The 18,706-nt window shown below is 32.6% G+C and carries 20 protein-coding genes; 19 read left to right on the top strand and 1 reads right to left on the bottom strand.

Going from position 1 to position 18,706, the window contains the following annotated elements; translation table 11 throughout:
- Window positions 1-7: 7 nt before the first annotated feature.
- The 13 genes from secY (at window position 8) to ctlX (ending at window position 10,962) form a co-directional block, all read left to right on the top strand.
- Window positions 8-1,354, top strand: a complete 1,347-nt coding sequence (gene secY, locus OLM51_RS05745; protein ID WP_264553403.1) for a preprotein translocase subunit SecY — start codon at window positions 8-10, stop codon at window positions 1,352-1,354.
- 7 nt (window positions 1,355-1,361) lie between these two features.
- The gene (gene infA / locus OLM51_RS05750) at window positions 1,362-1,577 is read left to right on the top strand and encodes a translation initiation factor IF-1 (protein ID WP_007136545.1); all 216 of its coding nucleotides are present in this window, start codon (window positions 1,362-1,364) and stop codon (window positions 1,575-1,577) included.
- A 12-nt stretch (window positions 1,578-1,589) separates the two neighbouring features.
- Entirely contained in the window at window positions 1,590-1,706 is a 117-nt protein-coding gene (gene ykgO / locus OLM51_RS05755; protein ID WP_002987490.1) for a type B 50S ribosomal protein L36, read from the top strand.
- Between the two features lie 2 nt (window positions 1,707-1,708).
- The gene (gene rpsM / locus OLM51_RS05760) at window positions 1,709-2,083 is read left to right on the top strand and encodes a 30S ribosomal protein S13 (RefSeq protein ID WP_007803675.1); all 375 of its coding nucleotides are present in this window, start codon (window positions 1,709-1,711) and stop codon (window positions 2,081-2,083) included.
- Window positions 2,084-2,091: 8 nt separating this feature from the next.
- The gene (gene rpsK / locus OLM51_RS05765; RefSeq protein ID WP_007803677.1) at window positions 2,092-2,475 is read left to right on the top strand and encodes a 30S ribosomal protein S11; all 384 of its coding nucleotides are present in this window, start codon (window positions 2,092-2,094) and stop codon (window positions 2,473-2,475) included.
- A gap of 92 nt (window positions 2,476-2,567) precedes the next feature.
- Complete coding sequence (rpsD, locus tag OLM51_RS05770; protein ID WP_035619621.1) at window positions 2,568-3,173, top strand: 30S ribosomal protein S4; 606 nt, start codon at window positions 2,568-2,570, stop codon at window positions 3,171-3,173.
- Window positions 3,174-3,194: 21 nt separating this feature from the next.
- Window positions 3,195-4,187 carry a DNA-directed RNA polymerase subunit alpha gene (locus OLM51_RS05775; protein ID WP_026109818.1) on the top strand — a complete coding sequence of 331 codons (993 nt, stop codon included), beginning with the start codon at window positions 3,195-3,197 and terminating at the stop codon, window positions 4,185-4,187.
- A gap of 62 nt (window positions 4,188-4,249) precedes the next feature.
- On the top strand, window positions 4,250-4,738 hold the full coding sequence (rplQ, locus tag OLM51_RS05780) for a 50S ribosomal protein L17 (protein WP_202701683.1): 489 nt from the start codon (window positions 4,250-4,252) through the stop codon (window positions 4,736-4,738).
- 243 nt (window positions 4,739-4,981) lie between these two features.
- Window positions 4,982-6,100 (top strand): glutamine-hydrolyzing carbamoyl-phosphate synthase small subunit, encoded by a 1,119-nt coding sequence (gene carA / locus OLM51_RS05785; RefSeq protein WP_264553404.1) that lies wholly within the window; start codon window positions 4,982-4,984, stop codon window positions 6,098-6,100.
- 102 nt (window positions 6,101-6,202) lie between these two features.
- Window positions 6,203-7,495, top strand: a complete 1,293-nt coding sequence (eno, locus tag OLM51_RS05790; protein ID WP_035650440.1) for a phosphopyruvate hydratase — start codon at window positions 6,203-6,205, stop codon at window positions 7,493-7,495.
- 154 nt (window positions 7,496-7,649) lie between these two features.
- A complete protein-coding gene (locus OLM51_RS05795; protein ID WP_264553405.1) occupies window positions 7,650-8,927 on the top strand; it encodes a citrate synthase in 1,278 nt (425 codons plus the stop codon).
- 65 nt (window positions 8,928-8,992) lie between these two features.
- Window positions 8,993-9,907 carry a dimethylarginine dimethylaminohydrolase family protein gene (locus OLM51_RS05800; protein ID WP_264553406.1) on the top strand — a complete coding sequence of 305 codons (915 nt, stop codon included), beginning with the start codon at window positions 8,993-8,995 and terminating at the stop codon, window positions 9,905-9,907.
- 119 nt (window positions 9,908-10,026) lie between these two features.
- Complete coding sequence (gene ctlX, locus OLM51_RS05805; protein ID WP_264553407.1) at window positions 10,027-10,962, top strand: citrulline utilization hydrolase CtlX; 936 nt, start codon at window positions 10,027-10,029, stop codon at window positions 10,960-10,962.
- A gap of 83 nt (window positions 10,963-11,045) precedes the next feature.
- On the opposite strand, the gene OLM51_RS05810 is transcribed toward ctlX, so the two are convergent.
- Complete coding sequence (locus OLM51_RS05810; protein WP_264553408.1) at window positions 11,046-11,672, bottom strand: MarC family NAAT transporter; 627 nt, start codon at window positions 11,670-11,672, stop codon at window positions 11,046-11,048.
- 152 nt (window positions 11,673-11,824) lie between these two features.
- Here OLM51_RS05810 and OLM51_RS05815 point away from each other — a divergent pair, with 152 nt between their 5' ends.
- From OLM51_RS05815 to OLM51_RS05840, 6 genes are all read left to right on the top strand, one after another.
- A complete protein-coding gene (locus tag OLM51_RS05815; RefSeq protein ID WP_264553409.1) occupies window positions 11,825-12,190 on the top strand; it encodes a CoA-binding protein in 366 nt (121 codons plus the stop codon).
- Between the two features lie 158 nt (window positions 12,191-12,348).
- The gene (recR, locus tag OLM51_RS05820; protein ID WP_264553410.1) at window positions 12,349-12,969 is read left to right on the top strand and encodes a recombination mediator RecR; all 621 of its coding nucleotides are present in this window, start codon (window positions 12,349-12,351) and stop codon (window positions 12,967-12,969) included.
- A gap of 72 nt (window positions 12,970-13,041) precedes the next feature.
- Complete coding sequence (locus OLM51_RS05825; protein ID WP_264553411.1) at window positions 13,042-13,833, top strand: polysaccharide biosynthesis/export family protein; 792 nt, start codon at window positions 13,042-13,044, stop codon at window positions 13,831-13,833.
- A 15-nt stretch (window positions 13,834-13,848) separates the two neighbouring features.
- The gene (locus OLM51_RS05830; protein ID WP_264553412.1) at window positions 13,849-16,290 is read left to right on the top strand and encodes a polysaccharide biosynthesis tyrosine autokinase; all 2,442 of its coding nucleotides are present in this window, start codon (window positions 13,849-13,851) and stop codon (window positions 16,288-16,290) included.
- 6 nt (window positions 16,291-16,296) lie between these two features.
- Entirely contained in the window at window positions 16,297-17,280 is a 984-nt protein-coding gene (locus OLM51_RS05835) for an SDR family oxidoreductase (RefSeq protein ID WP_264553413.1), read from the top strand.
- Window positions 17,281-17,308: 28 nt separating this feature from the next.
- Window positions 17,309-18,700, top strand: a complete 1,392-nt coding sequence (locus OLM51_RS05840) for a UDP-glucose 6-dehydrogenase (protein ID WP_264553414.1) — start codon at window positions 17,309-17,311, stop codon at window positions 18,698-18,700.
- The last annotated feature ends 6 nt before the right edge of the window (window positions 18,701-18,706 follow it).

Raw genomic sequence — 18,706 nt, forward strand, 5'->3', positions numbered from 1 at the left:
CTATTGTATGAAGAAATTTATTGAATCAATAAGCAATGTTTGGAAAATCGAAGAACTGAAAAACAGAATTCTAATTACTTTAGGATTACTTTTAGTATATCGTTTTGGAGCACACGTAACGCTTCCTGGAATTGACGCAACTCAATTGATGGGGTTAGCAGGACAAACTAAAAATGGTCTAGGATCTATCCTGGACATGTTCACCGGAGGTGCATTCTCTAAAGCTTCAGTTTTTGCTTTAGGTATTATGCCTTACATTTCTGCTTCTATTGTTGTTCAGTTAATGGGAATTGCTATTCCTTATTTGCAAAAACTTCAAAATGATGGAGAAAGTGGTAGAAAAAAGATTAACCAAATTACACGTTGGTTAACTATTGCTATTACATTGGTTCAAGGTCCAACTTATATCTACAATTTATACAGAACGTTACCTGGAAATGCATTTTTACTAGGTTTTAACTCTCCTGAGTTTTTATTTTCGTCTGTTATTATCTTGGTTACTGGTACAATTTTTGCTATGTGGCTTGGAGAAAAAATTACAGATAAAGGTATTGGAAATGGAATTTCATTATTAATTATGGTGGGTATTTTGGCTCGTTTACCACAAGCTTTTATACAAGAATTTAAATCTGTTGTTACTAATAACGCTGGAGGTTTAATGTTAATGGCTATCGAGATTATCGTATGGTTATTGGTTATTATTTCTTGTGTATTATTGACAATGGCAGTACGTAGAATTCCAGTTCAATACGCTCGTCGTACTACAACTGGAGACTACGAGCAAGATTTAGCAGGTGGTAACAGACAATGGATTCCTCTTAAGCTTAATGCTTCTGGAGTTATGCCAATCATTTTTGCTCAGGCAATTATGTTTATACCTGCAGCTGTAGCTGGATTGTCTAAATCAGACACATCACAATCTATCGTTGGAGCATTTAGCAATATGTTTGGTTTTTGGTATAATTTTGTATTTGCAACTTTAATTATTGTATTTACATTCTTTTACACTGCAATTACTGTACCTACAAACAAAATGGCTGATGATTTGAAAAGAAGTGGTGGTTTTATTCCGGGTGTTCGTCCGGGAACTGAAACTTCTGAATTTCTTGATAAAGTGATGTCTTTAATAACTTTCCCAGGATCTTTATTCCTTGCTTTGATTGCTGTGTTCCCAGCCATTGTTGTAAGTATTATGGATGTACAACAATCTTGGGCAATGTTTTTTGGAGGTACCTCATTAATAATTATGGTGGGAGTTGCAATAGACACGATTCAACAAATCAATTCATACTTGTTGAATAAACATTATGATGGTTTAATGAAGACTGGTAAAAATAGAAAAGCAGTAGCTTAATATATTTATGGCAAAACAATCAGCAATAGAACAAGACGGATCAATCATTGAAGCATTATCTAATGCGATGTTCCGTGTAGAGTTAGAAAATGGACATATTGTAATTGCTCATATTTCTGGTAAAATGCGTATGCATTACATCAAATTATTACCTGGTGATAAAGTGAAACTAGAAATGAGTCCTTACGATTTGTCAAAAGCAAGAATTACTTATCGATATTAAAGGATAATTACTATGAAAGTTAGAGCATCAGTAAAAAAGAGAAGTGCCGAGTGCATTATCGTGCGTAGAAAAGGGAGACTGTACGTAATAAACAAAAAGAATCCTAGATTTAAACAAAGACAAGGATAATTATGGCAAGAATAGCAGGGGTAGATATCCCAAAAAACAAAAGAGGTGTTATCGCACTTACCTATATCTTCGGATTAGGAAGAAGTAGAGCTATTGAGATTTTAGAGAAAGCTCAAGTAAGCCAAGATAAAAAAGTTCAAGATTGGAATGATGATGAGATCGGAGCAATTCGTGATGCAGTTTCATTTTACAAAATTGAAGGAGAATTACGTTCTGAAGTTTCTTTGAACATCAAACGTTTAATGGATATTGGTTGTTACAGAGGTATCCGTCATAGATCTGGTCTTCCGTTAAGAGGGCAAAGAACTAAAAACAACTCTAGAACAAGAAAAGGTAAAAGAAAAACTGTTGCTAACAAGAAAAAAGCAACTAAATAATAAGTAATATGGCTAAAGCAACTGCAAAAAAACGTAAAGTTATCGTTGAATCAACGGGTGAAGCTCATATTTCTGCCACTTTCAACAATATTATCATTTCTTTGACTAATAAGAAAGGTGAAGTTATTTCTTGGTCTTCAGCTGGTAAAATGGGTTTCAGAGGTTCTAAAAAGAATACTCCGTACGCAGCTCAAATGGCAGCAGAAGATTGTAGTAAAGTAGCTCTTGAGGCAGGACTTAAAAAAGTAAAAGTTTATGTAAAAGGACCAGGAAACGGACGTGAGTCTGCTATCCGTTCTATTCATAACGGTGGAATTGAAGTTACAGAGATTATCGATGTTACTCCAATGCCTCACAACGGATGTCGTCCTCCAAAAAGACGTAGAGTTTAATACTCAAAATTTAATATAGTATAACCTAGATAGAATATAGATTATCGAAGGATAAGACCTGAATTCATAATCTCTATCTTAAACAATTTAAAATGGCAAGATATACTGGTCCTAGCACAAGAATCGCTCGTAAATTTGGCGAAGCAATCTTCGGAGATGATAAGTCTTTCGAAAAAAGAAATTACCCACCTGGACAACACGGGATGGCTAAAAAAAGAGGAAAAAAATCTGAGTATGCTGTTCAGTTAATGGAAAAGCAAAAAGCTAAATATTCTTACGGAATTTTAGAAAAACAATTCAGAAATTTATTCGAAAAAGCATCAGCTACTAAAGGAGTTACTGGTGAGGTTTTATTACAATTATGCGAAGCAAGATTGGATAACGTAGTTTTTAGAATGGGTATCGCTCCTTCTAGAAGAGGTGCACGTCAAATTGTATCTCACAGACACGTTACTGTAAATGGTGAAGTTGTTAATATTCCTTCTTACCACCTTAAGCCTGGTGATAAAGTTGCAGTTCGTGAAAAATCTAAATCTTTAGAAGCTATCGAACGTTCTTTGTCAAATTCAAGTCATGTTTATGAATGGATTACTTGGAACAATGATCTTAAAGAAGGAACGTTTGTTTCTGTACCTGCAAGACTTCAAATTCCAGAAAACATTAAAGAACAATTAATCGTAGAGTTGTACAACAAATAATAATTGACTTAGTCGAAATTTATGGCAATATTTAATTTTCAAAAGCCCGATAAAGTTATCATGATCGATTCAACCGATTTTGAAGGTAAATTCGAATTTAGACCTTTGGAACCTGGTTATGGATTGACTGTTGGTAATGCACTTAGAAGAGTTTTGCTTTCAGCATTAGAAGGTTATGCAATTACATCGGTTCGTATCGAGGGTGTAGATCATGAGTTTTCTACTATTTCAGGTGTTGTTGAAGATGTTACCGAAATTATCCTTAATCTTAAACAAGTACGTTTCAAACGTCAGATTGAAGATATAGATAATGAAGCAGTTACAATTTCTGTTTCTGGTAAAGATCAGTTAACGGCAGGTGATTTCCAGAAATTTATTTCAGGTTTCCAAGTTCTGAACCCAGATCTTGTTATCTGTAATTTAGATTCTAAAATCAAATTGAACTTCGATTTAACAATCGAAAAAGGTAGAGGATACGTTCCTGCTGAGGAGAACAAAAAACAAAATGCAGCAATTGGTACTATTTTTACAGATTCTATTTTTACTCCGGTAAAAAATGTAAAATATGCAATTGAAAACTTCCGTGTTGAACAAAAAACGGATTACGAAAAATTAGTTTTTGAAATTAAAACTGATGGTTCTATTAATCCTAAAGATGCTCTTACTGAGGCTGCTAAAGTTTTAATTCACCACTTCATGTTATTTTCTGACGAAAGAATTACACTCGAGGCTGACGAAATTGCACAAACAGAATCGTATGATGAAGAGTCATTGCATATGAGACAATTGCTTAAAACTAAGCTTGTTGATATGGATTTATCTGTTAGAGCATTAAATTGCTTGAAAGCGGCTGAAGTTGATACACTTGGTGATTTAGTATCGTTCAATAAAAATGACCTAATGAAATTCCGTAATTTTGGTAAAAAATCTTTAACTGAACTTGATGAACTTGTTGCAGTGAAGAATTTAACTTTCGGAATGGATTTAGCTAAATACAAATTAGATAAAGAATAATTTACTTCATATTTTGCTCTCCATAGTGGATTGTAGCAAGATGAAGATAAAAAAAACACGTCATGAGACACGGAAAAAAATTCAACCACTTAAGCAGACAGACTGGACATAGAAAAGCTATGTTAGCTAATATGGCTTGTTCTCTTATTGAGCACAAACGTATTAACACTACTGTTGCTAAAGCTAAAGCGCTTAAACAATTTGTTGAGCCTTTAATTACAAAATCAAAAGAAGATACGACTCACAACCGTCGTATTGTTTTTGCTTACTTACGTAGTAAATATGCTGTAACTGACTTGTTCAGAGATGTAGCTGCTAAAGTTGGTGACCGTCCAGGTGGATACACTCGTATCATTAAAGTTGGAAATCGTTTGGGAGATAATGCTGATATGGCAATGATCGAACTTGTAGATTTCAATGAACTTTACAATGGTGGTAAAAAAGAAGTTAAAAAAGCAAAAAGCCGTCGTGGTGGTAAAGCTAAAAAAGCGGAAGGTACTCCTGAAGCTCCAGCAGCTGAAGCAGAAACGACTACTGAAGCTTCTGAATAATTATGAAAGTAATGATTCTATAGAAATCAAGGATAAGCTAATTTTTAGTTTATCCTTTTTTTTTGATTTTTTTGAAAGTTGCTAAAATCTAACTTATTTAAACTGTTAGGTTTTATTTTTGCTAATGAAATTTTTAAAAAATCTTGGAGGCACTCTTTTAAAGAAGTAAATTTGCAAAATATCTAATTACAATTGAAGCGAGTTTGACTGGTTTCGCAGATTATAAAACAATACAATTAAAGAATGAAATACACAACACGACAAAGCGCCATTTTATTACTAAGTGATGGGACTATTTTTCACGGAAAATCTATCGGAATTAGCGGTAAGACTTTTGGTGAAGTATGTTTTAATACTGGAATGACGGGATATCAGGAAATATTTACAGATCCTTCGTATTTTGGTCAAATTATGGTAGCTACTAATGCTCACATTGGAAATTACGGAGTTAATGATTTAGAAGTTGAATCTGATAGCATTAAAATTGCTGGTTTGGTTTGTAAAAACTTTAGTTTTAACTATTCTCGTGAAATGGCTTCAGGAAGTTTGGAAGATTATTTTACAAAACAGAATTTAATCTGTATTTCTGATGTTGATACACGTGCGCTTGTTAGCTATATTCGTGATAATGGAGCGATGAATGCTGTTATTTGTACTGATGGGACTTCTATCGAAGATTTGAAAAAAGAGTTGGCAAATGTGCCAAACATGGAAGGTTTAGAGTTGGCTTCAAAAGTATCAACTACTGAGCCTTATTTTTTTGGAGATGAAAATGCTACATATAAAGTTTCGGCATTAGATCTTGGAATTAAAAAGAATATTTTAAGAAATTTAGCGAAAAGAGATTGTTATATTAAGGTATTTCCATATAACTCGACTTATAAAGATTTGTCAGAATTTAATCCAGATGGTTATTTCTTGTCAAACGGTCCTGGAGATCCAGATCCTCTTTTTGGTGCCATTGAAGTTGCAAAAGATATTCTGGCAAACGATAAACCTTTGTTTGGAATTTGTCTGGGACATCAGGTAATTGCTTTGGCAAACGGAGTTCAGACTTACAAAATGTTTAATGGGCACCGAGGTATAAATCATCCTGTAAAAAATGTTATAACAGGAAGAGGTGAAATTACTTCTCAAAATCATGGTTTTGCTGTGAATAAAGAGCAATTAGACAATCATCCTGAATTAGAAATTACACATTTGCATTTGAATGATGGAACAGTTGCAGGAATGCGTATGAAAAACAAAAACTGTTTTTCTGTGCAATATCATCCGGAAGCAAGCCCGGGACCACATGATTCGTCTTATTTGTTCGATCAGTTTGTAGAGAATATAAAACTATCTATCGCTAAAACGATGTAGTTAATAAATAAAGGTGTTTAATGTATTAAATAGGTTTTAAGTATTAAATATTTTTATAATTTCGAAAAAAAAATATAATTTACTAATAAAAAAACAAAAATAATGAGTATTATAATTAAAGTTCACGCAAGACAAATTCTTGATTCTAGAGGGAATCCTACTATTGAAGTTGATGTAGTAACTGAAAATGGTGTTTTAGGAAGAGCTGCTGTTCCATCTGGAGCATCAACTGGAGAGCACGAGGCTGTTGAATTACGTGATGGAGGTAAAGCTTATCTTGGAAAAGGAGTCTTGAATGCAGTGAACAATGTAAATACTGTTATTGCTGAAGAATTAGTTGGAACTTCTGTTTTCGAACAAAACACAATTGATCAATTAATGATTGATTTAGATGGAACTCCAAATAAATCTAAATTAGGAGCTAATGCTATCTTGGGAGTTTCTTTGGCTGCTGCAAAAGCTGCTGCCAATGAACTTGGATTGCCTTTATACAGATATGTTGGTGGAGTTTCTGCTAACACATTACCAGTTCCAATGATGAACATCATCAATGGTGGCTCTCACTCTGATGCGCCTATTGCATTTCAAGAATTTATGATTTTCCCTGTAAAAGCAACTTCTTTTACACATGCTATGCAAATGGGAACTGAAATTTTCCACAGCCTGAAAAAAGTTTTACACGATAGAGGTTTAAGTACAGCTGTTGGTGACGAAGGTGGTTTTGCTCCAAATTTAGCTGGTGGTACTGAGGATGCTTTAGATACTATTAAATTAGCGGTTGAAAAAGCAGGATATACTTTCGGTGACGAAATTATGATTGCTCTTGACTGTGCTGCTTCTGAATTTTATGTAAATGGTAAATACGATTATACTAAATTTGAAGGAGAAACTGGTAAAATCAGAACTTCTGAGGAACAAGCTGATTATTTAGCTGAACTTGCTGCTAAATATCCAATTATCTCAATCGAAGATGGTATGTATGAAGATGACTGGAATGGATGGAAATATTTAACTGAAAAAATTGGAAATAAAGTACAATTAGTAGGTGATGATTTATTTGTTACGAATGTTGAACGTTTATCGACAGGTATCGAAAAAGGAATTGCTAATTCAATTCTAGTAAAAGTGAACCAAATTGGTACTTTAACAGAAACTATCGCTGCAGTAAATATGGCTAAAAATGCAGGTTATACTTCAGTAATGTCTCACCGTTCTGGAGAAACAGAAGATAACACAATTGCTGATTTAGCAGTTGCTTTAAACTGTGGACAAATTAAAACAGGTTCTGCTTCTCGTTCTGATCGTATGGCAAAATACAATCAATTATTAAGAATTGAAGAAGAACTTGGAAGTACAGCTTATTTCCCGGGATTAAATGCATTCAAAATTAAATAATTGTAAGATATACATTGAATTTAAACCATTCGCCTTTGCGAATGGTTTTTTTTTGGACTTTTAACAAATTCATAGCAGTATTCTTTTTTTAGTTAATCTTAAATTCCTTAGATTTGATAAATTATTATTTTATAGAATTATTCCCGATTATATTATGTCAAAAATAGCTACATTAGAAGTAGATGGTAAGAAAATTGAACTTCCGGTAATAACAGGAAGCGAAAATGAATCTGCTATCGATATTAACAAATTACGTGATTTAACAGGTTTTATTACAATTGATCCTGGATATAAAAATTCTGGATCTTGTACTAGTGAAATTACTTTCTTAGACGGAGAACTTGGAATTTTGCGTTACAGAGGATACTCAATTGAAGATTTGGCTGAAAAAGCTAGTTTTTTAGAAGTGTCTTATCTTTTGATTTTTGGAGAATTACCTACCGCTGCTGAATTGGAGCAATTTGAAAATGGTATTAAAAAGCATTCTTTGGTTAACGAAGAAATGAAAAACATCATCGATGGTTTTCCAAAAACGGCACATCCAATGGGAGTGTTATCTGCTTTAACAAGTGCGTTAACGGCTTTTAACCCTAAAGCAGTTAATGTTGAGAACGAAAAAGAAATGTATGAAGCTATTTGTAAAACAATGGCTAAGTTTCTTGTAATCGCAACATGGACCTACAGAAAATCTATGGGATATCCTTTGAATTATTATGATAATACAAAAGGATATGTAGAAAGCTTTATGCAATTAATGTTTAAATTGCCTACAGGACCTTATGCAGCAAATCCAGTAATTGTTAATGCTTTAGATAAATTGTTTATTCTACATGCAGATCACGAGCAAAACTGTTCTACTTCAACTGTTAGAATGGTTGGTTCTTCGCATGCAGGTTTATTTGCTTCAGTTTCTGCAGGAGTTTCAGCACTTTGGGGACCACTTCATGGTGGAGCAAATCAGGCTGTACTTGAAATGCTTGAAGAAATTAACAAAGATGGAGGTGATACAGATAAATTTTTAGCGAAAGCAAAAGATAAAAACGATCCTTTCCGTTTAATGGGATTTGGTCATAGAGTTTATAAAAACTTCGATCCAAGAGCAAAAATTATTAAAAAAGCTGCTAAGGAAGTTTTAGAAACTTTAGGTGTTGAGGATCCTATTTTAGAAATTGCTAAAAAATTAGAATCAGCTGCCCTTGAAGATGATTACTTCAAATCAAGAAACTTATATCCAAATGTGGATTTTTATTCTGGGATTATTTACAGAGCGTTAGGAATTCCAACCGATATGTTTACTGTAATGTTTGCTATTGGTAGGTTACCTGGCTGGATCGCACAATGGAAAGAAATGCGTGAAAACAAAGAGCCAATAGGAAGGCCAAGACAAATTTATACTGGGCATCCATTGAGAGACTTTAAGTCTAATAAATAAAAAAAAATTAAAGCTTCACTTAACTGTGAAGCTTTTTTTATCTTTGTTCAAAATATAATAAAGTTATGTTGCAATTAAATATAAAGAACGAAACCTCCAGACTACGTGCTGTCGTTTTGGGTTCTGCAGTTCATAATGGGCCAACTCCTTCTTTAGATGAAGCTTACGATCCTAAATCGTTGGAACATATAAAAGCTGGAACTTATCCGATCGAAAAAGATATGGTTGCTGAAATGGATGCTTTTAATGCTGTTTTTCAAAAATATGATGTTAAAGTATATCGTCCGGAAATGATCGAAAATTACAATCAAATTTTTGCAAGAGATATTGGTTTTGTGATAGATGATACGTTTGTGAAATCTAATATATTGCCAGATCGTGAGCGTGAACTTGATGCAATTCAGTATGTAATTGATCAAATGGATTCGTTAAAGGTAGTTCGTCCACCTGAAGAAGTTCATATTGAAGGAGGAGATGTAATGCTTTGGAATGATCATATTTTTATTGGAACTTATAAAGGTAGCGACTATAAAGATTATATTACTGCAAGAACCAATATGCATGGTGTAAAATATATTAAAGAATTATTCCCGAATAAGATTGTTAAGGAGTTTGATTTAGTTAAATCTAAATTAGAAGCTCGTGACAATGCTTTGCATCTTGATTGTTGTTTTCAGCCAGTTGGAAAAAATAAAGGTATTATCTATAAAAGAGGTTTTCGGGAGGAAGCAGATTATACCTATTTAGTAAATCTTTTTGGAAAGGAAAATTTATTTCATATCGAAAGAGATGAGATGTATAACATGTTTTCGAATGTGTTCTCAATCGATGAGAATGTAGTGGTTTCCGAGAAAAACTTTACTCGATTAAATAATTGGCTTCGCGCAAATGGATTTGTTGTTGAAGAAATTCCTTATGCCGAAATTGCAAAACAAGAAGGTTTATTAAGGTGTTCAACTTTACCATTAATTAGAGATTAAAAATAGTTTTTGGGTTTCAAGTTTCAGGTTTCAAGTTTTTTACAAGACGTGAAGCCTGAAACTTAAAACTTGACACGAGGCTTTAGCCGAATTGGCGAAGCAAACAAAAAATATAAAAAATGAAACAAACAACAAATGCAATTGTAATGATTCGGCCTGTTGCTTTCAGAATGAATGAACAGACAGCTGTAAATAATTATTATCAAAAAGTTTTAGATGGCTTATTGCCAAGTACGGTAAATGCAAAAGCACAGCAAGAATTTGATGTTTTTGTAGAAAAACTTAGAGCAGTTGGAGTTGATGTTACTGTAATTGAGGATAATTTGGAAACTGATACGCCAGATAGTATATTTCCGAACAACTGGGTTTCTTTTCATGAAAATGGCGATGTAGCACTTTATCCAATGTTTGCAGAAAACCGTCGTCAGGAACGTCGTGAAGATATATTGGATACTTTGGAAGAAAAAGGTTTTGAAATTTCAAATATAATGGATTATACCTCTGCAGAAGATGATGGGTATTTCCTGGAAGGGACTGGAAGTTTACTTTTAGATCGTGCAAATTCAAAAGCATATTGTGCTTTGTCACCTCGCGCAGATGAAGAATTATTCATTGAGTTTTGTGAAGATTTTGATTACGCTCCAGTAATATTTGAAGCTTTTCAAACAGTTAATGGTGAACGCAAGTTAATTTATCATACAAATGTTATGATGTGTCTTGGAGAAACTTTTGCGGTTATCTGTGCAGATTGTATTGATGATAAAAAAGAGCGTAAAATGGTTTTAGAAAACTTAAAGGATGATAAAAAGGAAGTTATTCTGATTACCGAAGATCAGGTAAATAATTTTGCTGGTAACATGCTAGAAGTTCGGGGAACTAATGATAAGAGATATATTGTTATGAGTGCTTCAGCACATCAAAGTCTTACTCCAAAACAAGTTGAACAATTAGAAAAACATGCCGAAATTTTGAGTTCAAGTTTAGATACTATTGAAGCTTGTGGTGGCGGTAGTGCAAGGTGTATGATGGCAGAAGTTTTTTTACCAAGAAGTTAAAGATAGAAAGTTAAAAAAGAAAAGGGATAAAATTACACTGTAATTTTATCCCTTTTCTTTTTTTTGCAAGTAATTAATTTGGATTAAAAATTCCCCTTTATAATATTTACAATAGCACTTACTATATATTGAATTCCGATGGAAATAACGATAAAGCCAACGATTCTGGAAATTGCCACAATACCAGATGCTCCTAATATTCGGGCTAAGTAATGAGCGCTTTTTAAGATGGCGAAAATAGCAACAGCAATTGCAAAAATGGCCAAGCTTGAAATTGCAATTTCTTCCATTTGATGATGCTCCTGATAAAAAGCGATTAATAGAGAAATTGATCCCGGACCTGCTAGCATTGGAATTGCTAACGGAGTTAATGCGATATCATTTCTTTGTTGAGCTTCGTTTTCTATTTTTTTATTAATTCCTCGTTTTTTATTGAATTTTCCAGATAATAAAGAAAACCCGGAATTTACAATTACAATTCCACCGGCAATTCGCAAGGCATCAATGCTTATTCCAAAAAAAGTTAAAACATACTGGCCAATAAAAAAAGAGACTATTAAAATGATAAAAACATTTACAGCAGTCCAAAGTGAAATTCTTGAACGTTCTTTTTGAGAGTCGTGTTGCGTTAATCCAACAAAAATAGGAACAGTGCCTATAGGGTTTAATACAGAAAAAAGTGCAGCAAATAAATAAATGAATAAATCCATATTGTTTTGGTTAGTAAAGTAAAAATAATCAAATTTTAGTATTTCAGAACATATTGGTATTAAGTTATTGTCTTTTTTTCCTAGTAATTCTAAATCAATATCATAGAGTTTGCTCAGACTTTTTCATTACTTTTGCGCTAGATATTAAAAAAATGAAAAATAAAAAAACTCTAGTTCTTGGTGCTACTACAAAACCAGAACGCTACGCTTTTAGAGCCATAAATATGCTAGTGCAAAAAGGGCATACAGTTTTAGCAATTGGCCAGAATAGTGGTGAAGTTGCAGGTGTGAAAATTCATACTAAATCTATACCTGTTAAAAATATAGATACTGTTACATTATACTTAAATCCTGCTCGTCAGCGAGATTACTATAACTATATTGTTGAAGCACAGCCAAAAAGAGTTGTTTTTAATCCGGGAACTGAAAACCCGGAATTGTACCAATTGTTAGAATTGAATAATATTAAAGCCGAAGTCGCCTGCACATTGGTTTTGTTAGCTACAAATCAGTATTAGTTTTGCAATAAATTTCACTTTGTTGAAGTATGTGTTTTGAAAGAATCGTATTGTATAAATGTGAGGTTTCTCTTGGGATATAATTTCTATTTTAAACAAGCTTTGAATTTACTTGCCTCTAAGATGGCTGAACCATTAAAAGTATTACTTTTGTTGCCATGGAATTTTCATCAAAATTAATAGAAAAAGCAGTCAATGAAATGTCACAATTGCCTGGAATAGGTAAACGTACAGCATTACGATTGATTCTTCATTTGCTTAAACAACCAAAAGAGCAAACTGGTTTTCTGTCTCAGGCATTACTAAATATGCGTGAGAATATTAAATTTTGTGAAAGTTGCTATAATATTTCAGATACCAAAATATGTGAGATATGTGCCAATGAAGTGAGAAATCATCAAACAATTTGTGTGGTTGAGGATATTAGAGATGTTATGGCTATTGAAAATACTGGCCAATATAAGGGAATTTATCATGTTTTAGGTGGTAAAATTTCGCCTATTGAAGGTGTTGGTCCAAGTCAGTTGAATATTTCGAGTTTGGTTGAAAAAGTCAAATCTGGAAAAGTAGTCGAAATTATTTTTGCGCTTAGTTCAACAATGGAAGGGGATACAACAAATTTTTATATTTACAAGCAAATTGCCGAGTTAGAAATTGTGATTTCTACAATTGCAAGAGGAATATCTGTAGGAGATGAGTTGGAATATGCCGATGAAGTAACGCTTGGCAGAAGTATTATTCATAGGGTTCCATTCGAAAAAACATTCAAAAGTAATTAACTAAAATTCTAATAAAATATAGATTTTTTAAAGATTAAAGGAAAAACTATATTTGCGGATAAAATTCAAATAATGACAAAAAAAAGTATTTATATTCTGCTATTAATTAGCTCACTTTTTACTTCATGTATTCCTATTAAAGATTTGGTATACTTACAGGATAAGGATTCAACAGGAGAGCAAAATACAATTGCAGCAGTAGAGTCAAAACCATATAGATTGCAGATTAATGATGTTTTGAGTGTTAATATAAAAGCAATAGATCCTAAGTTGGTATCTATTTTTAGTAAAACAGAAAATGCTACATCAACAGGTAAATCTGAGGCAGCTTTATACTTTGATGGATTCACAGTAGATGATCATGGAAATATCAGAATGCCAATTTTAGGCGAGATAAACGTTATTGGTTATACTCTTGAAGAAGTACGAATTATGATAGAGAAAAAACTGCTTGAAGAATATTTTAAGAGTGAAGCGAACATTTTTGTTACAGTTAAATTAGCGGGCTTTAGATATACAATAAACGGAGAAGTTGGTAGCACAGGTACAAAAACATTATTTCAGGAACATGTAAATATTATGGAGGCTATTGCAAATTCTGGGGATATTACTACAGTTGGTAATAGAAAAGCTGTGACAGTGATACGACAAACTCCTACTGGTGTACAAATGCATGAAATAGATCTGACAGACGCCAATGTAATGAAGTCGCCTTATTATTATTTACAGCCAAATGATTATATTTATGTAAAACCATTAAGGCAAAAAACTTGGGGAACTGGTCAGACTGGTATACAGTCTATAGGTACTATAATTACGTTGTTATCTTTGGCAACAACCGTTTATCTAATTATCAAAAATTAAAGCTGAGTTATAAAGATGTTAGATATAAAAGATTTTTCGATTTTTGAAAATCATTCCAATTTTGATTTTAAAGGATTTTTGCTAAAAATTGCCAGTTATTGGAAATGGTTTTTAGTTAGTTTAATTATTGCATTTGTGATTGCATATCAGGTTAACGTTCGTAAAGAAAAAATTTACGGAATGGAGACTGTTATTTCTATTAAGGAAGAAAGCAATCCTTTTTTTACTTCTAATACAAGTTTGGTTTTTAATTGGGGTGGAATTTCTGATCAAGTAACAGGAATTTCTACAATACTACAATCCAGATCTCATAATGAGCAAGTAGTTAATAAGTTGCAGTATTATATCGATTATCTGACTCAGGGGAAATATAATCTGGTAGATTCTTATGGAGCTGTTCCATTTTACGTTAATATAGATAAAACAAAAGGACAATTAGCAAATAGCTTAATTAAAATTAAGTTTTTAACTGCAAACGAATATGAAATTCGTATTCTATTTGAAAGTAATTCAGTATCAATAGTAAACTATTCCGAAAATACTTATTCTAGTACAGCTGTTCAGCCTGTCGAATATGTTAAAAGATTTAAAGTCGGACAACAAGTTTCTGTGCCTTTTTTGAATTGGAAATTGGAAATAAAAGAAAATCCAGGACTTTATGTGGGGAATGAATATTTTGTTCGATTTAATGATTTTGATGGTATTGTTTCTCGTTATAAGGGAATAAGTATTAATGCGGATGATAAAGGAGGCTCTATTCTGACTTTGGGAATGCAAGGAACTAATAAGGCAAGATTGGTTGAATACCTGAATTCGACAGTTAAAATGTTAATCAAAATCCAGTTGGATGGAAAAAATCAGTTTGCAAATAATACCATAAGATTTATTGATAGCACCCTTGTTGCAATGGAGTCGCAACTAAAGGAGACTGGAAATGAGCTTAAATCTTTTAGAAAAGATAAAAATATCTATGAAATTGAAGGAGGTGGTGCAAAGGTTTCCGATAAAATAATGGGTTTTGATCTTCAAAAGGATCAGGTTACAAGGAAGATAACGTATTATAATTCTTTAAAAGCTTACCTGAATAATAGTGTTGATTATTCGCGTTTACCAGCACCATCTGTTGCGGGAATTGAAGATCCAAATATAGTTGCGAATGTGTCAAGGCTTATTGAACTTTCTGCGCAAAGATCAGAAATGAGTTACGCTGTTAAAAGTGAAAAGATTTTCAAAGATTTTGATAATCAAATGCAAGCGGTAAAAAATGTTTTGTTAGAGAATATTGCTTCAGCAAAATCTTCTTTATTGTATGATTTGTCATTGGTTAATGCTAAAATTGGTGAAGCGGAAAGTACAGTTAAGAGGTTACCAGAAGAGCAACAGGAATTGTTGAAAATTAAGCGTAAATATGATCTAAATGATAATATTTATACAGAGTTTCTTCAAAAAAGGAATGAAGCTGAAATTGTTAAAGCTTCCAATTTATCAGATATTCATTTTATTGATCCTGCAAAAGATATTGGGGAAGGATTAATTGGACCTAAAACTTCTGTTAATTATATATTGGCATTGTTTTTAGGAATACTGATTCCTTTATTAGTGGTTTTTGGGATCTTCTTTATCAATAACTCTGTTCAAAATGCTGATGACATTAGTAAAGTAAGTCAAATTCCGTTAATTGGAGTTATTGGAGTTAATAAGGATGCTAAGAGTTTAGCTGTTTTTGATAAGCCAAAATCGGCACTATCAGAAGCTTTTAGAGGAATACGTTCGTCTTTGCAATTTTTGTATAAAAAACAACAAGTTAATGGTACAAAAACTTTAATGATTACTTCTTCTATAAGTGGAGAAGGTAAAACGTTTTGCTCTATAAATATTGCAACAGTTTTTGCTCTAAGCGAAAAGAAGACTGTAATTGTGGGATTAGATTTGAGGAAGCCGAGATTAGCTGATGAGTTTGGCTTAATCACTAAAACTGGAGTTGTGAATTATTTAATTAAGCAAAATAGTTTGTCGGAAATTATAAGTGCGACAAAAGTTCCAAATTTAGATGTGATTCTTTCTGGGCCAATACCACCAAATCCTTCAGAATTAATTTTGAGTGATGCTATGAAAGAATTGATAGATGAGTTAAAGGAAAAATATGATTATATTATTTTGGATACTCCACCGGTAGGTTTGGTTTCTGATGCTCTTGAGTTAGCTCAATATGCTGATGTTACCTTGTATATTGTTAGACAAAACTATACTAAAAAAGATATGATTACGTTGTTGAATACTAGGATCAAAAGAGGAGAATTAAATAATGCCAGTATAGTTTTGAATGGTTATGAGAATAAAGCAAAATATGGGTCAGCCTATGGATATGGTTATGGAGCTTATTCAAATGGGTATCATGATGAAGTAGAAAAATCAAGTTTTGTGAAAACTATTTTTAATAGATTGTCAAAAAAATAATTTCAGATGGGAACATTTGCTCAAAATAGTATTTTAATAACAGGAGGGGCAGGATTTATAGGTTCAAATTTATGTGAGTATTTTTTAGGTGCTGGGCATAATGTTATTTGTTTAGATAATTTTTCAACAGGTTGTCGTGAAAATTTGAGAGATTTTTTTGAGAATCCAAAATTTAAATTGATCGAAGGAGATATACGAAATTTGGACGACTGTAAATTGGCAGTTGAAGGAGTTGATTATGTTTTGCATCAGGCTGCATTAGGATCTGTTCCAAGATCTATAAATGACCCAATCACCACTAATGATGTAAATGTTTCGGGTTTTTTGAATATGCTGGTGGCATCTCGAGATGCAAATATTAAACGATTTGTATATGCAGCAAGCTCTTCTACATATGGAGATTCGGAAGGATTGCCAAAAGTTGAAGATGTGATCGGAAAACCATTGTCTCCTTACGCTATTACAAAATATGTAAATGAATTATATGCGGAGATTTTTGGAAAGACGTATGGTTTACAAACTATTGGATTACGTTATTTTAATGTGTTTGGAAGAAAACAAACTCCTAATGGTGCTTATGCAGCAGTAATTCCAAAGTTTGTTATGCAATTAATGAATTATGAAAGTCCGGTGATAAATGGAGACGGAAATTATTCCAGAGATTTTACCTATATAGATAATGTGATTCAAATGAATGAATTAGCACTAAAATGCCAAAAATCTGAAGCTGTAAATGCGGTTTATAATACTGCATTTGGAGATAGGAATACATTGAATGATTTGGTTCAATATCTTAAAGAATATTTATCTGAATTTGATTCAAAAATTGCCGATGTGCAGATTATCTATGGTGATACTAGAATAGGCGATATACCTCATTCTTTAGCAAGTATCGATAAGGCAAAAAAGATATTGGGTTATAATCCAAAATACTCTTTGAAAGAGGGATTAAAGGAGGCTGTAAATTGGTATTGGAATAATTTAAAATAAGTTATAGATTACATAATATAAAAATTAAATGGAAATTACAAAAATTTGTTGCATTGGTGCAGGTTATGTTGGAGGTCCAACTATGGCAGTAATTGCTCAAAAATGTCCAAATATTCAAGTTACGGTTGTTGATTTGAACGAACAAAGAATTAAAGATTGGAATGATCCAAACACAGATAATATTCCAATTTATGAACCAGGACTTGCAGAAATTGTCGCTGAGGCAAGAGGTAGAAATCTTTTCTTTTCTACAGAAGTTGAAAAAGCAATTGATGAAGCTCAGGTGATTTTTATTTCTGTAAATACGCCAACTAAAACCTATGGTAAAGGAAAAGGAATGGCTGCAGATTTAAAATACATTGAATTATGTGCAAGGCAAATTGCTAAGGTTGCAAAGCAAAATAAAATTGTGGTTGAAAAATCCACTTTGCCAGTTCGTACTGCTGAAGCTATCAAGAGTATATTAGATAATACCGGAAATGGAGTTCAATTTCAAATTTTATCAAATCCGGAGTTTTTGGCAGAAGGTACTGCTGTAACTGATTTGTTAAATCCGGATCGTATTTTAATTGGAGGAGACACAACGCCTGAAGGTCAGGATGCAATAAATGCGTTGGTCAATGTATATGCAAACTGGGTAGACAAAACTAAGATTTTGAAAACTAATGTTTGGTCTTCAGAATTGTCAAAATTAACAGCAAATGCTTTCCTGGCTCAACGAATTTCATCAATAAATGCAATGTCAGAATTATGTGAAAAGACTGGGGCAGACGTTAATGAAGTGGCTAAAGCGATTGGTATGGATTCGAGAATTGGCTCAAAATTTTTAAAAGCATCAGTTGGTTTTGGTGGTTCTTGTTTTCAAAAAGATATTCTGAATTTAGTTTATATAGCTAAATCATACGGATTAAATGAAGTTGCTGATTATTGGGAACAAGTTATTATTATGAATGATCATCAAAAAAGAAGGTTTTCAAATAAAATTGTTCAAACTTTATATAATACAGTTGCCGATAAAAAAATTACATTTTTAGGATGGGCTTTCAAAAAAGATACAAATGATACTCGCGAATCTGCTGCCATTTATGTTGCTGATGATTTGATTAATGAGCAGGCTAAAATTTCAGTCTATGATCCAAAAGTTTCAAGGAATAAAATGCTGAGTGATTTGGACTATTTGCAAACCAGATCAGTTGAAGAAAATAGTAAAGCATTATCTATATTTGAAGATGCTTATAAAGCATGCGAAGGAGCTCATGCAATTGCAATTCTGACAGAATGGGATGAATTTACAACTTATGACTGGCAAAAAATTTATGATTCAATGCATAAGCCAGCATTTCTTTTTGATGGAAGAAATATATTGAATGCTAAGGAATTAGAATCAATTGGTTTTATATACAAAGGAATAGGTTCTTAAATGTGA

The organism is Flavobacterium sp. N2038 (genome assembly GCF_025947185.1).
Taxonomy (GTDB): domain Bacteria; phylum Bacteroidota; class Bacteroidia; order Flavobacteriales; family Flavobacteriaceae; genus Flavobacterium.

Bases quoted from the DNA above. Each gene is read 5' to 3' on its own strand.
- infA (WP_007136545.1), top strand. From the start codon at position 1,362: ATGGCAAAACAATCAGCAATAGAACAAGACGGATCAATCATTGAAGCA.
- OLM51_RS05775 (WP_026109818.1), top strand. From the start codon at position 3,195: ATGGCAATATTTAATTTTCAAAAGCCCGATAAAGTTATCATGATCGAT.
- rpsK (WP_007803677.1), top strand. From the start codon at position 2,092: ATGGCTAAAGCAACTGCAAAAAAACGTAAAGTTATCGTTGAATCAACG.
- OLM51_RS05830 (WP_264553412.1), top strand. From the start codon at position 13,849: ATGTTAGATATAAAAGATTTTTCGATTTTTGAAAATCATTCCAATTTT.
- OLM51_RS05810 (WP_264553408.1), bottom strand. From the start codon at position 11,672: ATGGATTTATTCATTTATTTATTTGCTGCACTTTTTTCTGTATTAAAC.
- OLM51_RS05835 (WP_264553413.1), top strand. From the start codon at position 16,297: ATGGGAACATTTGCTCAAAATAGTATTTTAATAACAGGAGGGGCAGGA.
- OLM51_RS05815 (WP_264553409.1), top strand. From the start codon at position 11,825: ATGAAAAATAAAAAAACTCTAGTTCTTGGTGCTACTACAAAACCAGAA.
- rpsM (WP_007803675.1), top strand. From the start codon at position 1,709: ATGGCAAGAATAGCAGGGGTAGATATCCCAAAAAACAAAAGAGGTGTT.
- OLM51_RS05795 (WP_264553405.1), top strand. From the start codon at position 7,650: ATGTCAAAAATAGCTACATTAGAAGTAGATGGTAAGAAAATTGAACTT.
- carA (WP_264553404.1), top strand. From the start codon at position 4,982: ATGAAATACACAACACGACAAAGCGCCATTTTATTACTAAGTGATGGG.
- OLM51_RS05840 (WP_264553414.1), top strand. From the start codon at position 17,309: ATGGAAATTACAAAAATTTGTTGCATTGGTGCAGGTTATGTTGGAGGT.
- rplQ (WP_202701683.1), top strand. From the start codon at position 4,250: ATGAGACACGGAAAAAAATTCAACCACTTAAGCAGACAGACTGGACAT.
- ctlX (WP_264553407.1), top strand. From the start codon at position 10,027: ATGAAACAAACAACAAATGCAATTGTAATGATTCGGCCTGTTGCTTTC.
- rpsD (WP_035619621.1), top strand. From the start codon at position 2,568: ATGGCAAGATATACTGGTCCTAGCACAAGAATCGCTCGTAAATTTGGC.
- OLM51_RS05800 (WP_264553406.1), top strand. From the start codon at position 8,993: ATGTTGCAATTAAATATAAAGAACGAAACCTCCAGACTACGTGCTGTC.
- ykgO (WP_002987490.1), top strand. From the start codon at position 1,590: ATGAAAGTTAGAGCATCAGTAAAAAAGAGAAGTGCCGAGTGCATTATC.
- secY (WP_264553403.1), top strand. From the start codon at position 8: ATGAAGAAATTTATTGAATCAATAAGCAATGTTTGGAAAATCGAAGAA.
- recR (WP_264553410.1), top strand. From the start codon at position 12,349: ATGGAATTTTCATCAAAATTAATAGAAAAAGCAGTCAATGAAATGTCA.
- OLM51_RS05825 (WP_264553411.1), top strand. From the start codon at position 13,042: ATGACAAAAAAAAGTATTTATATTCTGCTATTAATTAGCTCACTTTTT.
- eno (WP_035650440.1), top strand. From the start codon at position 6,203: ATGAGTATTATAATTAAAGTTCACGCAAGACAAATTCTTGATTCTAGA.